This is a genomic window from Paenibacillus sp. 8b26 (genome assembly GCF_050626875.1).
Lineage (GTDB): Bacteria > Bacillota > Bacilli > Paenibacillales > Paenibacillaceae > Paenibacillus.
Genome location: NZ_CP192445.1, coordinates 5132746 through 5148371, shown reverse-complemented (window position 1 = coordinate 5148371; position 15626 = coordinate 5132746). Strand labels below are relative to the sequence as shown.

The following is a 15626-nucleotide window of genomic DNA, read 5'->3' as shown; positions in this document are numbered from 1 at the left end:
ACTCTAAATTGGAACGACATTTCCATTCATTTTATATTGAACCAAAAAACCGGCATCACAACAACTTCTTCGCTTATGAATATCGAAGAATCTGCTAAATGCCGGTTAATTTATCTACATCAGGATTTTACGAATCCCACATCATGTGATATAGAAAAATCAAACTAACAAGCGCTGCGACAAATAAAATATACGCGATTCCCACGTACACTCCATTTACGATTGCTCTGAAATAGATCACATTCCTATTGTTAGCAATCCTGGAACGTTTGTCAATGATTTTTCGTTTTCTCAAACGATAATCATTATCAATTAAAAAAATTAATAATGTACCGTTGAACTATCTTAAATTTTACGTTATAGTTACACGAGATGACATGCAGAAAATGACATATCTAAGTTATTCAGAAGTTATTGATATACAAACGGTGCGTACTGTTTGTTATTAATACATATTCAAATGGCGGATTGGCCTCCAGGACCTAGAGCTTGGTCACTACTCCACCATAAACACAAGTGCTGGAACACGAGCACTTGTGTTTATGGTGGAGTTTTTTTATTCCTAATTTTTAAATTTAAAATCTGAAAGGAGCCTGAACCGTGACTGATAGTACGATCAAAATTACATTAAACGGACAGGAACTGAAAACGAAGAACAGCGCAACGATTCTTGAAGTAATTAACGAAAACAACATCGCCCATCCCCAACTATGTTACGTTCCCGAAGTTGATCCGATCCGCACCTGTGACACCTGTATCGTCGAAGTAGATGGAAAGCTGGTGCGTTCCTGCTCGACACATGCTGCGGATGGCATGAATATTCATTTACACTCGGACCGCGCGAAAGCAGCTCAAACAGAGGCCATGGACCGACTACTGGAAAATCATCTCCTCTACTGCACGGTGTGCGATAACAACAACGGTAATTGTAAATTGCATAATACAGCAGAGCTTATGGAAATTGAACATCAAAAATACCCGTATCGACCGAAAGTCGACCCAACGGAAGTAGATATGTCCCATCCTTTTTACCGCTATGACCCCAATCAATGTATTGCATGCGGTCAATGCGTAGAAGTATGCCAAAACCTACAGGTCAATGAAACACTGTCTCTTGACTGGGAAGCTGAACGCCCTCGCGTCAAATGGGATGACGGAGTCGCAATTAACGATTCCTCCTGCGTCAGCTGCGGTCAGTGTGTAACCGTCTGCCCATGCAATGCCTTGATGGAGAAATCCATGCTGGGAGAAGCAGGCTTCATGAGTGGCATGGATAAAGACTTATTAAATCCGATGGTGGATTTGATCAAGGAAGTGGAGCCAGGCTATAGCGGGATATTTGCCATTTCCGAGGCGGAAGCAGCGATGCGTGAAACCCGTACGAAAAAAACGAAAACCGTCTGCACATTCTGCGGCGTAGGCTGCAGCTTTGAGGTATGGACCAAAGGCCGCAAAATTTTAAAGGTACAGCCTACCTCGGAGGGGGCTGTCAACGGCATCTCGACGTGTGTTAAAGGGAAATTCGGCTGGGATTTTGTGAACAGTGATCAGCGTTTGACTACCCCCTTAATTCGTCAAGGCGACGAATTTGTGGAAGCGACCTGGGAAGAAGCACTGAGTCTGATGGCCAGCAAAATGGGTGCTATTAAAGAAACGTATGGCGGTAAAGCGCTCGGCTTTATTTCCTCGTCCAAATTTACAAATGAAGAAAACTATTTGATGCAGAAGTTGGCTCGTCAGGTCTTCCAAACGAATAACGTCGATAATTGCTCACGGTATTGCCAATCTCCTGCGTCATGGGGGCTGCAATACACGGGAGGCATCGGTGGGGACAGCGGTACGATTAAAGACATTGCCAAAGCAGGTCTGGTCATGCTGGTCGGCTGTGCGCCGGGAGAAGGACATCCGGTGCTGGCTACCCGTATTAAACGTGCGCATAAGCTGCACGGTCAAAAGTTGATCTCGGTCGACCTGCGCAAGCATGAAATGGCAGAACGCGCAGATCTGTTCATTCGTCCGAAGCAAGGTACTGATTATGTATGGTTATCCGCTGTAGCCAAATACATCATTGAGCAAAACTGGCATGACGCAAAATTCATTGAAGAACATGTAAACTTCTATCCTGAATATTTGAAATTGCTGGAGCGTTTCACCCTGGAATTTGCCGAACAGGAAACGGGTATTTCCAAAGAGACACTGATTCAGGTAGCGACTATGATTCACGAAGCCGACGGCACTGCCATTTGCTGGGGCATGGGTGTGACGCAAAACATCGCAGGCTCTTACACTTCGATTGCGATTGCCAACCTGCTACTGGTGACTGGAAACTTTATGCGTCCGGGTGCAGGCGCATATCCGCTTCGCGGACATAACAATGTTCAGGGTGCTGCCGATATGGGCACGATGCCAGATATTCTCCCGGGCTATCAGCCTGTCACCAACGATGACATTCGTGCCAAGTTCGAAGCGGCCTACGGGGTACACATTCCAGGCCAACGCGGACTGGACAATATCCAAATGCTGGAGGCCATTGAAACTGGTGAGCTAAAAGCGATGTATATCGCCGGAGAAGAAATGGCGTGGGTGGATGCGGACTCCAACCATACACAGGAAATGCTGGCGAATTTGGATTTTCTCGTCGTTCAGGATGTATTCCTGAGCAAAACAGCAGAATTCGCGGATGTCATTTTGCCAGCCGTACCTTCGCTTGAAAAAGACGGAACCTTTACGAACACCGAACGTCGTGTGCAGCGTTTATATGAGGCGCTCAAACCTGCAGGAGACAGCAAACCGGATTGGTGGATTTTCAGCCAATTTGCCAAGCACATGGGATTTGATTGGGATTACAGCCATCCAAGTGAAATTTTTGAGGAAATGGCGTCACTCACTCCATTTTTCTCCCAATGTAATTATGATGTATTGGAAGGCTGGAACAGCTTTCACTGGGGATCGCCGGATGGCAGCAACACACCACTTCTACACACCAACGGCTTTAACTTCCCGGACAAAAAGGCACGTCTCGGTCTTTTCGAATATGTACCGCCTAAACAATACCCGGCTGAGTTCGATCTGACCTTAAACAACGGCCGACTGCTCGAACAATTCCATGAAGGAAATCTGACGACCAAATCACCGGGCATCCAGCTCAAGCTTCCAAGTGTATTTGTGGAAGTATCGCCTGAATTGGCCAAGGAACGCGGAGTCATGGACGGCTCGCTGGTTCGTCTGGAATCGCCATATGGTGCCGTGAAGCTGCGTGTTCTCGTCACCGACCGGATGCATGGAACCGATGTCTACGTACCTATGCACTCCAGCAGCCATGACAGCGCCGTGAACCTGTTAACTGGCGGAGCATTCGATGTAATCACCAACACACCAGCTTATAAGCAAAACAAGGTGCGGATGCACATTTTGGAGGTAGACGGTCAAAATCCGCTGCCACGTATCAACCCGCGCTATAAACAGCGTCATCCGCAAAATGGGGTTGAAGTGGAGCGGAAATGGAATCGTCCCGGTTACGTCGATCTGGTGGATCAAAAATAAGGAGGTCGGACTCATGGCTAAGCCTATTTCAATCGTACGAAAGCGTGTGTTGACTGAAGAAGAACGACAAAAACAATCGCTGGATCAGCTTACTGCTGATCTGGCGGACAACGGGGCGGCATTGCAGAAGACGCTCGAAATTGTACGTGAGCTGCACGATAGCGGCCTTCTCGAAGCAGCTCAGTCTATGCTGAAAGCCAAAGAAAGCATCGCCAAAATCGCTGTAGGACAAGCGACGCGCAAGCCTGTGACAAACATCATCAACAATCTGATGGGGGCAGCCGGCATGCTATCCGAGGTCGATCCTGAGCTGATAAAAAAACTGGTAGGCAGCGTTACTACGGGCCTGAACGAAGCCGAAGAGCATTTAAAACAGAACAAAAAGACTCGCCTGCGCGATCTCATGAAGGCCATGAATGATCCGGATGTAAACCGGGCGATGGGTTTTGGCATTCATTTTCTCAAAGGGCTGGGGAAAGGCTTGTCCGATAAGTAGCTGAATATAGCGTGGATATGGACATCGAGCTACAGGAGTATATTCGACGCTATCAGCAGGAGGACGATCAGGAATGCCTTCAGTTATTGCTGGAGCATTGCTGGCCTTATGTGGAGACTTTGATCGGGGAGCTTACCACAACAACGGAAATGAATGAGGATATCGTCAGGGTGCTTTGGCAAAAAGGAAAGAGGCGCTTCCCGTTTAGAGCTGGCCCCACTACAAACGGGAGTCAGCTCTTTTCTTGTTCCCTTGATACATCCCCTACAACCGAACCTCCCTGCTCTCCGTCAAAAATTGCAACAGCCAAATACTATAGTTGATAAAAACCAGCGTAAAACTAATGACCGAAAACAGCGGAATTGTATGTACAATGGTAGCATAAACGATCCAAATCAACAGGATTATCAGCAGACAGATACGGAGGATTGCGTTGTTGCTTGATTCCTTGCGGAACAGCAACCTCTTCATATCCATAGTATGGTCGTTACGATGAAGTAGATGGACAAAGATCAGAATATGCAGAATCAGGTGAACAGCAAAAGCAATGAAGGCAAAAACGATACCTGTGGCAAATAGAGCAAAGCCATTTTTCAAATCAGAAGATTCATGTTCAAGCTCCGGCAACTGCCACATCCAGTACAATATGAACCCGTGACAGGAAGCTAGAGCAATGAGAATTGAAAATATATATAAAAATACTTTACTGACGGCAGTCTCCAAGTTTAATTCCTCCGTACGGATAAGTATGGCTCTCTTAACTCTCACTTATATTCTCTGAGTAGTATAGCGAATTATTCTTATAGATCCAAATTTTAATAGAGTAAAACAGATCATAAAGCAAGGATTAAAGGAAAGGTTACCCTGAGAAGGATACACGGGATAAGGCTCAAAAACGTTCTATTTTCTGTTGTGGTATTCATTATTTTATTTGGGGCTGGATGGGTCTGGTTTATAAAAAATCACACCGAGGCGGCAGTAAAAGGCTATCCGGGAGTATACCGAACAGCCTTTTTCAGCTACAACATGTATAGGTTCACATTACTACTCTACTTTTTATTTTTTCTCCACCTGCAATAGCGTCACTGTTTTGAGAGAAACAGCATCTTTGATTTGCTCCTCTGCGATGACGTTAAGCTTGAGTAAACTGGTAATCTTCGAAGTATCCGGTTTGGAAAACAAGCGCCATAGCTGTGGATCAGGCAGTGAATCGTACAGCTTGGTATGATCGTATTCCTTGCGGTGCTGCTGCACAACTTTGACCCGGTAGCTGCCAATTTCCCAATCTGCCACTCCCTGCTGCGCACAATGAGCTGTAATGTCATTACGCAAATCAGTCAGTTCACCCTCGATTTCTTTTTGCTTCTGCTTTAACTGATAGTAACGACGCACCTTGTTTTCCAATTCCATCACGCTCCTCTGCTTACATATGTATGTTTGCGGAAGCGTTTTAGGACAAGTTTGTGGTGTGAGTATATGAGTTTGTATCTGCAAAAGCATTTCCCGGGTAATGGAGAGACTCAGAAAATGATCTGGACTAATCTGATCCGGGATCACCCGAACTTTATTTAGGCACATTCGCGCCAGGATTCACAGGCCCCGCCCCTTTGGATTCTCCTTTGCGTTTAACATAATTGGACCAGTAAGCCGTCAAAATGGGCACCAATATAGAGGTAACGATGACCGAAGCGGCTACTAACGCAGTTGCTGATTGCGCTACGGGCAGGAACTCTGGCTTTATATTCGCAACAATGACCGGATTAGCAACCGCCGCACCTGCCGTACTGGAGGCTGCAAGTCCTGCTGTACCGTTGCCACCACCGATATATTTGTCCGCCAAGATCAGCGGAATGCCTGTAATAATAATGACGCCGATGCCCAATATAATACCAAGCAAGCCGGTTTGAACAATCACACTCAAATCGATGGAACAGCCCAGTGCAAAACCGAAAAACGGAATAAGCGCATGCGTGGCGTTACCAAAATATTTACGAAAATCATGATCCAGATTTCCTAGTATGAACCCGACCAGAAATGGCAATACCGCCCCCACAAAAGCCTGCGGCTCAAAAACAGCCAGTCCGGTACTGCCCAAAATGAGCATGGTCATTAACGGGCCAGATTCCAAGGACATCAGCACGAATGCCCCTGCCTCTTCCCTAGAACCGTATTGCTGCATAATGGAGGCGTATAGCCCACCGTTCGTCATATCCATGGAGGAAATTAGCGCCAATACTGAAAGGCCAGCAAACAGCCCGCTTTCCACACCGCCGACAGGCAGTAATTTAGATGCTATAATAGCCACTACCCAAGCAACCGCGATTTTAGTTAATACGAGCGTACCTGATTTACGCAATACCGTACCCGTAGCTCGTATATCAATGGAAGCGCCCATACAAAAAAACCACACCGCCAAAATAGGCACTGTCCCCGTCATTAGACCCTTCGTAAACGATCCAAAGTAGTCTCCAGCCCACGGAATAAACGTATGAAATAACGCCCCAATAAACAGCGGCACCAACATAATGCCGCCCGGAATTTTATCAATGCTTTGCTTGATTTTCATAACTTCATTCAACCCTTTCGTTTTTGCCAGTGCAAAAACAAGGCCGTGTTACTTGCGGCTCAAGCCTAATTCGGGAATCAACCTTGCGAAAGTTTCATGGCTCTCCTTCAACTGCCGTGCGAATGCTTCTGCATCCTTAACACGTAGCCCCAATCCATGCTTACGCATTTCTTCCCTGAATTCCTCATCTTTCGTCCCCTTGATCAGTGCGTCCGCCAGGGTTTGAGCAATCTCATCCGGCGTATCCCTGGGCACAGCCAGCCCTCTCCAAGTCCCGATAAAATGTACACGCAGCCCAGTAGCCTGCTGTAACGTCGGCACATTTGGAAACGCTTCCGAAACGGTGTCTGCCTGTATCGCCAGTATGCGCAGCTTCCCTTGATCCACATCCTTTTTCACTTCCGCAGGACTGACCGGCACAGCATCCACGAAGCCGCTCATCAACGCTGAAACGGCTGGCCCTGCTCCCTCATAAGGGATATGGGTAAAGCGGACTCCGCTTTTTTGCTCCAGCATCGCAGCGGCAAGGTGCCAGATACTCCCCGTGCCTGCATTGCCCATTTTCAGCTTGCCGGGATGAGCATGAGCGTCCTCCAAAAATGCTTCGGCCGTCGTCCATGGCGCATCCGCTCTAACCGTGATGGCAGAAGGGTCCATATTGGTTTGGACCAGCGGTTTAAAGCGCTCATAGGTAAGGGGCAGCAGTCCCAGATGTGGCAGTGTGGTCAGCTCAGCAACCAGATACGTTACAGTGTAACCGTCCGCCTGCGCCTCAGCCCCTTCCATCAGCCCGACCGAACCGCCTCCACCCGTCCGGTTAACGACGATGATCGGCTGACCGAGATGCTTTTCGGCTGCTTTCGCCAATGCTCTTGCCGTGATATCCGTACCGCCGCCCGCCGCATAAGGAACGACGAGCGTGATGGGCTTCACAGGAAATGCACCACTGTGGTCACGCAAAGCGTGTTGATCCACATATTCACTGATACTCAAGGCAGAAAGAAAAGCCACTCCCGCCGCAACCAGCACATATTTTTGCCATGACTTGTTCTTCATTACGCTTCCTCTTTTCCAAAAAATGAACTGGGCCAGTCACGCACCCGTTTTCACCCCCAGACGTTTTCGGTCATGATATTTGCGTTTACATGAAGTCAATGTACCGCAACGCGGGGGCTACAGCTATCGCTTAATCTTCGAATTTATCTTCCAAATCCCCAAAATACCGACCTTTTGGCGGATCTGCATATCTATTGGAACATTTGCTGATTTCCCGAAATTTCCCGGGGGTCACCTGTTTATGCTTCCGGAATACACGGATAAAGCTGTTCTCATTCCGGTAACCGACCTGATCAGCAATCTCTGCAATTTTCAGATGTGTTTCGCACAGTAATGCACACGCTTTTTTCACTCGCAAACCAGTCAAGTAATCGTATACGGTGCTGCCTGTCTCTTCCTTGAACATACTGCTCACCGATGACACGCTCATATGGACCTGATCTGCAATTTCCTGAAGCCCAATATTTAAATGCAAATGATGCTCCATGTAATCGATCATCTCCTGTACACGTACAAACTCCTTGGACTGTCTGTGTCCAGAGAGTTTTTCGCCGATATCAGCTACAATCGAATACATTTGCTTCTCGATATCTGCAAGATCAAGCGTCTGAATCTGATTCCAGTGGTAATCAACAAGCTTGTCCGGCGGCGTCACACCATGAGTCATGCACCATTTCAGCAGCTCCTCCATCAGTTCATGAACAGACAGATACACCTGCACCGGGGAGGTCCTGTGAAGACGAAGTTCTTCTCCCCATTGGCTGATCAGCTCGATACTTTTCCCGGCTTCCTGTGACTCCACGGCACGAATGATTTCCCCATTCCGGTTTTCCACTGCTGATGAAACATGAGCATGCTCTTCTGGCCTAAAATACTCTGTAACATCCATGTCCATCCCCATGCTGTCCGTGCTCATATGCGAACATCCATATCCCTCATACAAACGCAAACCAAGGGCTTCTTTCCCCTTTACAAATGACTGACGTAACTCATGGATATCGGAGAATGCAGGACCCATTCCTATGGAAATAGTCAGGGGAAGGTGCTCATCCACAACCTGAATCAGCCTGTCTGCGCTTTTGCGGAGCAGAATGCTGTCTTTGACATCGGCATCGGTATCAGCCCCAGTACCAGTTATAGCTTCATCTTCGCTCTCACTTAACTGTAGTAGTACAACGAACCCGCTTTCCTCATCTGGCGCGCTTACCGCCTTCCAGTGAGGTTCAAGCCATTCCAGCAAAATATTATTCAGCGCATATTTGAGCAGCATTTTATCCTCCTCTGGAAAGCTTGCTGCCCAAATAGAATACCGATCGATTGACACGATCATCACAGCCAAAGAGCTGCCGTCCCAATCGGAAAAATACTGTTCCCATTTCATACGCATTTCCTGTATGCCCATTCTACGCTGGATGACATCTTCCATGTATTTGGAACGCAACTCCGGTAGACTTCGCTCCACCACCAGTGATTTGCGATGGAACTCTCCAACCAGCTTGCCAATTACCGGCTCCAGATCATACAATCCACCTTGGCGCGTTCCTTTGTAGCCTGAATTTAACAGGCTATTAATTCTTTTCATAGGGCGAAACGCCGCATAATTGTAATAGTAAACCGCTGAGCAACCCGCCAGTATGGAAATAAAGGCCAACCACAACATCATGTTGCGCGCCAGCTTGACATGCTTCAGCAGCTTATCCATAGGAACAAGCGATACCAGACGCCAGCCCGTCACATCTGAAAAGGTCTGGTTCGCCATGTACTCCATCCCCCCCACCTCTACATAAGCATAGGGGCTCACATCCAGCTCTTTTAAAACCTTGTCCATTTCGTATAGGGGTACAGACGATTTTAACTTGGGATAGATCAACTCACCCTCCAGATCGTACACATATTGCGAGTTGGATAAATGAATATACAGCTTGGAGAAAAAGCGATCATAATCCAGATTGATCAGCACCGCGCCGATGACCTGCCCATCCTTTACCACGGGTCTTGCCAGCGAAAGGAGTTCTACCGTTCCATTTTCATGATTCGTGCCGTACCATCTTCGCTTAATCAGTAATGGCTTCTTTTGAATGTCCCGAATCCAGGGAACCCAAGTCGTATCCGGCGCTTGGTCCCAATCGGGTACATAGCCGTATTCGCTGGATACGAGAGCATGCTTTTCCAAAGAAATAACTTCAGCCGAATGAATCTCTTCATGCGAAGAAAGGGCTTTCAAGTATTTTTGTAGCCGTTTGATGACGGGAACGTTGTTTGACAGTGATTTCCCATCTGTTTGTAAACGTGCAAATGCCTCAACATCCGGGGAATAGGCTGCATCCAGCGCCTTATTATCGGACTCCCGAAATGCTCTGTTGGTCACATCAAGATTAATTTGCAGCAGCTCTATGTTCGGTGTGTTCAATTCGGTATCCAAACCCTTGCGATATCCCGAATACGATAGCAAGCCGATCACACTAATAATGAGTGATACACTTAGAGTGAGTAGCAGAATGAGCCTTGTCTGTTTATTTTTCAAAATCAATCGAAGCTTTAATCTCAGCATTCCCGTAAATTCATCCTTCCGGACTTCGTTTTCCAGCATCCCTTGCCAACAACGTACAGGCTAACATATACTCCCTAAATCTATTTGACACAGGATGGGGAATTCCCTGCCTATTAACTCTACGAAGAGCAATAAAAGGTGGCTATTATTGTCAATCATTAGACACTTTCAATAAAAAAGAAGAAGCCTCCCTTCATGGGTAAGACTTCTTCTATGGGTTTATCCTGTATCTATCATATAGCCAAAAAATATGTTGAATTCGTGTTGCTTAGCCCGTTTTTTCCACCTGAAAACGATCCAGCTCCTGTTGCATCTCCTCACGAATCTGACGAAGCTCTTTCACCTTCTCAGCCGATTCCTCAAAGGAACGCTTCTGCTCCACGGTAGAGGCGGTAATTTCTTCGCTGCCTGCGGCGGATTGCTGGGTAATCGCGCTGATGTTCTCAATGGCTTGCTGTACCTGTACGCTCAGTTCCCGAGATACATTCATGTCCGTCGACAGCTTGCTGACTTGGCTGGCAATTTGCTGTACTTTACCGCTTATCTCAGTGAACGATTCCCCGGTGGACGACGTTGCCTTCTCCTGCTCACGGAATAGCTCCTGACTTTGCGCCACAGAGGTCTTCACCTTGTTCATAGCCTGCGTAATGCCCTCGACTGCGGTATAAATTTGCTTCACAGCCGACTCCGACTGATTTGCCAGCTTTTTCACTTCGTTGGCTACGACTGCAAAACCTTTTCCAGCCTCACCCGCACGCGCAGCCTCAATTGAAGCATTCAAGGACAGCAGCGACGTCTGGCTGGCAATCTCGGATACATAACCGGTCATCGTCGTAATCTCGGCTGCATTGGCCTCCAGTTCCTTGACTGTCTGCTCCACCTCGGACATCGCTGAACGATTTTCCGCTACAATGCGTAGCTGATCGCTCATCACACGTGTACCTTGCTCAATGACACGCAATGCGTCTTCGCTATATGTAGAGGACTGCTTGGTCTCCAACAAATTCGCTTCAAACTTCTGCTGCATCTCATCCACAACGCCAACGGTGGTCGACAGATCCTCGGCAATTTTTTGACTACCAATCGCCAGTTCCTCTGTTGAGGTGCTAACTTGCGTCACGATTTCCTTCATGGTCTCATTATGCTGGTCAATATCCCGAGCCATCAGATCAACACGATTTCCCGACTGGTCAATAGAGAGCACAATGTTACGCAAGTTCCCGATCATGAACCGGAACGATTCGTTGAGCTCGTCTAGCTCATCACGTCCCTTCGTTTGCGCGAGCTGCACCGTCAAATTCCCATCGGCAATTTGCTTCGCGGCATCCGTCAACTTGCGAGTTCTGAGGGCAAGCTGCCTGGATGTATATGTATTATATAGCCCGACCGCCACCAGCAGCAGAACAGCTCCTGCCAAGGCCAATTGCCAAGTAAAACGAATACTCTTGGTCAATTCCTCTGTATATTCGTCATAACGCGCTTTTGTTAGAATATCCAGCATGAACACATCGTTCTGGATCCCCTGTACACGCATCGCATTACGTTTGGATTCAGGGCTGCTTCCGGTGCTCATCGCTTTATCCGTCGCAGCCTTCAATTCGCTGAATTTCGTTTCAACGGTATTCAGACGCTTTTGCTGCGCTTCGGTCTGCATCATGCCTTGCGCAAGCAAAGCAATCGTTTTTTCCGCCTGACCCAGTTGATTTTGCACATCCGTTTTGTTGCTCTCTGTCATAGAAGAAGAGTAGTTTTGCAGCGCCTGTCCTGACTGAATCAAATAAGCATTGAGTTGCTGTACATTCAGCATGGCTGGAACGAGACTACTGCTTTGCGAGTTGATACGGATCAATTCAAAAATAATATAGGCCACCAAAGCCAGGCATGCGATCAGGGAAACCATCGCGTTAAGCACCAGTTTACCTTGCAGTTTCATCAGGAATCATCCTCCGTTTTACGAAAATTTATTGGGTGGGCACAGTAAGACTGCCGGACTTGACCTGTTCCTTCAAGTCATCCAGCAGCTTTTGCTGCTCCGGGTTCAATGTCAAAATACGAATAGGCGCCAAACCTATGCCTTCTTCCGTAAGACCGAACACCATATTCTGGTCCGTAAATTTTCTTTGATGATCTGCAAAGCTTTTGACTGCCGTGTAAATGGCGACATCCACATTTTTAATCATGGAGGTCACTACTGCTTTTTCCGCAATGAAGAACTGGTCGCTGTCGACCCCGATTGCGAACTTTTGCTGCTTTTGCGCCTCCTGTAGCGCACCCACACCTGTAAGACCTGCCGCCGCATAAATCACATCAACTCGATCCTGATCTATCATGTCGCGCGCTATCTCCGAGCCCAGCTCCGCCTTGCCGAAATCTCCCGCATACGTAGCGGTAACCTTGGCATCAGGCTTAACGGAGCGAACCCCTGCCCGATATCCAACCTCAAACTTTTTCAACAGCGGAGACTCCACTCCCCCGATAAAACCCACCTGATCGGTTCGGCTCGCCATTCCTGCAACGACCCCTGCCAAAAAGCTGCCCTCTTCTTCTTTAAAAGTAATGGAAGCCACATTAGGTAAATCCGATTTTTCATCCACAATTACAAATTTGCGATCCGGATATTTTTTCGCAACGGTTTCCAGACTTTCTTTCACCATGTACCCCAATCCGATAATCAAATCGGATTTTTCTTGAACAAGCTGTTCAAAAGCAGCATCATATGTCTTGGTCTTGGAAATTTCCCGATATTCAAAAACGATTTTCCCCTCGTCCCGTGCCTTGACCAAACCCCGAAAAGCCGCGTCGCTATAAGACTGATCACCCAGACCAATATCTGACAGTACAATTCCTACCTTAATCGGTTGCTCCTTGGTTTGTGCTGCTGGCTGTCCACATGCACCCAGCAGTAATGCAAAAATAGTGACAATGGGAACCCACCTCAATGTTAATAACTGAACTCGTTTCTTCATGACATATCACCTCAGCATAATTTGCAAATCCCCAACATCTTTATATCGGTTATAAAGGCATTTTTTTTCATAAGGTTTTCTGTAAATTCATTGTAATGGGAGAAGTATACTGAGGTGATATTTCCCATTTATCATTTGCTCTTGCTCCATTTCGAGGCCATCACATCGGTTTTACTTTCTATGAGATCCATGACCTCCTCACGATGTTTAGCCTTGAACAGATCAATCATGTCCACCAGATCGCCGCGATCCAATAGCTTAACTCCGTTAACAGCAGCAAGTGTTTTACAGGATTCCGTGTAGCGTCCGGAAGTGATAACGACAGACTTGTCTGCCGCATAATAACGCATGGAGGTGTAAATTTCCTGCACCGCGCCCAAGCCGACCGGATTTTGTACTGCATAACGCTTGGCCTGAATCACGACTCTGACACCTTCACGGTCTGTAAAAACCAGATCCGCTCCAAAATCCCGGCTACTGGTCGTTTTGTAGATGTCCTTATAGCCGAGCGCAGATAACAACCGTTGCAGATACAGCTCAAATTCTGAGCCATCCTCCATCCTGTCTATATCCTGAATTCCGATTTTTCGCGGGTCCAGATCACGTAATATCCGATTTCTGCGCCGACGTACCAGTCCTCTGATGATGAGTATGAGTAACAGTAGGAGTACAATGAATCCTATTCCTAATTCCTTATATGCCGATAATTGCTCCAGCAGCATTCCTCTTCCCCTTTTCTACAATAGGCGTGCAGCGGTGTATTCCTTTTCAAGACATTCCACTTTATCACGCGCTGACACTCGTGTTACACAAGGACAGCCCCGCCAGATTCGACGGGGCTGTCTTCATTTTGCCTCAAAGCTGTCTACATTCTAAACTCCGCAATATTATTCCCGATTCAGCAGGGACTCTCCGGCAATACCCGGCTGAGTCATTTGATACGGGTCCAAAATAATGTCCAGCTCTTCCTCAGTCAGTACATTATACAACAGACACAACTCGCGTACCGATTTGCCAGTTGTAATCGCCTCACGGGCGATGCGTGATACGACCTCATATCCAAGGTGGGGATTGAGCGCGGTAATAATGCCTACGCTGTTTTCGACATATTCACGACACCGCTCCACGTTCGCTTCAATTCCGTCCACGCAATGAATGCGGAAGACATGAAAGCCCTGCTTCATAATTTCCAGCGATTGCAGCAGGTTGTAGACAAGCACAGGCTCCATCACATTCAACTCTAGCTGACCAGACTCGGAAGCGAGACAGATCGTATGATCATTCCCAATGACCTGAAAAGCAATCTGGTTGATGACCTCACACATTACCGGATTTACCTTACCCGGCATAATAGATGAACCCGGCTGGCGGGCGGGCAGACTCAGCTCTCCGAGACCAGCACGCGGCCCTGAGGCCATCAGGCGTATGTCATTCGCCACCTTGGACATATTCATCATGCAAATTTTTAACGCGGCAGACACTTCCGTATAAGCATCCGTGTTTTGAGTGGCATCGACAAGATTTTCGTCAGCCTCTACAGGGAAACCACTTACTTCCGCCAGCACCTCCGCGACACGCTGAATATAACGGCGATCTGCGTTCAAGCCGGTGCCTACCGCAGTTGCGCCCATATTGACCGTCAGCAAATGCAGCTTCGTGGCACGGACACGTCCGATATCACGGCCCAGCACACGTGCATAAGCCTGAAACTCCTGTCCTAGCCGGATCGGTACTGCATCCTGCAAGTGAGTTCGGCCCATTTTAATCACACTGTCAAACTCTTTCGCCTTACGGGAAAACGCCTCCTGAAGCTCACTCATGGTGACCAACAGCTTGTCAATCATACTTAGAACAGCCAGATGGACAGCCGTTGGAAAAGCGTCGTTTGTCGATTGCGCCATGTTGACATGGTTGTTAGGACTAATCTCCTGATAATCTCCACGCTGCTTGCCGATCAGCTCCAACGCCCGGTTCGCAATCACTTCGTTTGTATTCATATTAATGGACGTGCCTGCGCCGCCCTGAATCGGATCGACGATGAAATGGTCGTGCAACTGTCCTTGAATCACCTCGTCAGCTGCTTGAATAATGGCCTCCGCCTTGGGACGATGCAAGCGGGTCAGCTCCATGTTTACCGTTGCTGCTGCCTTTTTGACGATCGCCATGGCTTTAATCAGCTCAGGATGCAGCCGTTGGCCGGTAATTGGAAAATTCTCTTTTGCCCTCAGTGTTTGTACACCGTAATAGGCGTCTGACGGCACTTCCTTGGTACCTAGAAAATCATGCTCCAGCCTCATATTCTTCGATTCCTCCGCTGTATATACTACGATCTTCAATCCGGACCAGCCGAATTGGCATAAAGAGACCCTTTAGACGGTCTCCATTTCATTATACGTTCCCATTCCCTTGCTTTTCCAGCCGAAAAGCGGAAAAAGCATATGAAATCGT

General features: G+C 47.6%; 11 protein-coding genes. 2 read left to right on the top strand and 9 right to left on the bottom strand.

Annotated elements, in window-relative coordinates; all coding sequences use genetic code 11:
- Positions 1–600 precede the first annotated feature (600 nt).
- Complete coding sequence (gene fdhF / locus ACQ4MX_RS23945; RefSeq protein WP_431087710.1) at positions 601–3543, top strand: formate dehydrogenase subunit alpha; 2943 nt, start codon at positions 601–603, stop codon at positions 3541–3543.
- 13 nt (positions 3544–3556) lie between these two features.
- Positions 3557–4039, top strand: a complete 483-nt coding sequence (locus ACQ4MX_RS23940; protein ID WP_431087709.1) for a DUF1641 domain-containing protein — start codon at positions 3557–3559, stop codon at positions 4037–4039.
- 264 nt (positions 4040–4303) lie between these two features.
- On the opposite strand, the gene ACQ4MX_RS23935 is transcribed toward ACQ4MX_RS23940, so the two are convergent.
- From ACQ4MX_RS23935 to aspA, 9 genes are all read right to left on the bottom strand, one after another.
- A complete protein-coding gene (locus ACQ4MX_RS23935; RefSeq protein ID WP_431087708.1) occupies positions 4304–4762 on the bottom strand; it encodes a hypothetical protein in 459 nt (152 codons plus the stop codon).
- Between the two features lie 333 nt (positions 4763–5095).
- Entirely contained in the window at positions 5096–5449 is a 354-nt protein-coding gene (locus ACQ4MX_RS23930) for a hypothetical protein (protein ID WP_431087707.1), read from the bottom strand.
- 154 nt (positions 5450–5603) lie between these two features.
- Positions 5604–6605, bottom strand: a complete 1002-nt coding sequence (gene kdgT / locus ACQ4MX_RS23925) for a 2-keto-3-deoxygluconate transporter (protein WP_431087706.1) — start codon at positions 6603–6605, stop codon at positions 5604–5606.
- A 48-nt stretch (positions 6606–6653) separates the two neighbouring features.
- Positions 6654–7661: a tripartite tricarboxylate transporter substrate binding protein gene (locus tag ACQ4MX_RS23920; RefSeq protein ID WP_431087704.1), complete on the bottom strand. Its 1008-nt coding sequence runs from the start codon at positions 7659–7661 to the stop codon at positions 6654–6656.
- 130 nt (positions 7662–7791) lie between these two features.
- A complete protein-coding gene (locus tag ACQ4MX_RS23915; RefSeq protein ID WP_431091401.1) occupies positions 7792–10248 on the bottom strand; it encodes an AraC family transcriptional regulator in 2457 nt (818 codons plus the stop codon).
- Between the two features lie 232 nt (positions 10249–10480).
- Positions 10481–12145: a methyl-accepting chemotaxis protein gene (locus ACQ4MX_RS23910; protein ID WP_431087703.1), complete on the bottom strand. Its 1665-nt coding sequence runs from the start codon at positions 12143–12145 to the stop codon at positions 10481–10483.
- Between the two features lie 28 nt (positions 12146–12173).
- Positions 12174–13178: a BMP family lipoprotein gene (locus tag ACQ4MX_RS23905; RefSeq protein ID WP_149093885.1), complete on the bottom strand. Its 1005-nt coding sequence runs from the start codon at positions 13176–13178 to the stop codon at positions 12174–12176.
- Positions 13179–13309: 131 nt separating this feature from the next.
- A complete protein-coding gene (locus tag ACQ4MX_RS23900) occupies positions 13310–13900 on the bottom strand; it encodes a restriction endonuclease (protein ID WP_431087701.1) in 591 nt (196 codons plus the stop codon).
- 165 nt (positions 13901–14065) lie between these two features.
- Positions 14066–15475, bottom strand: a complete 1410-nt coding sequence (gene aspA / locus ACQ4MX_RS23895) for an aspartate ammonia-lyase (RefSeq protein WP_025685648.1) — start codon at positions 15473–15475, stop codon at positions 14066–14068.
- Between the last annotated feature and the right edge of the window lie 151 nt (positions 15476–15626).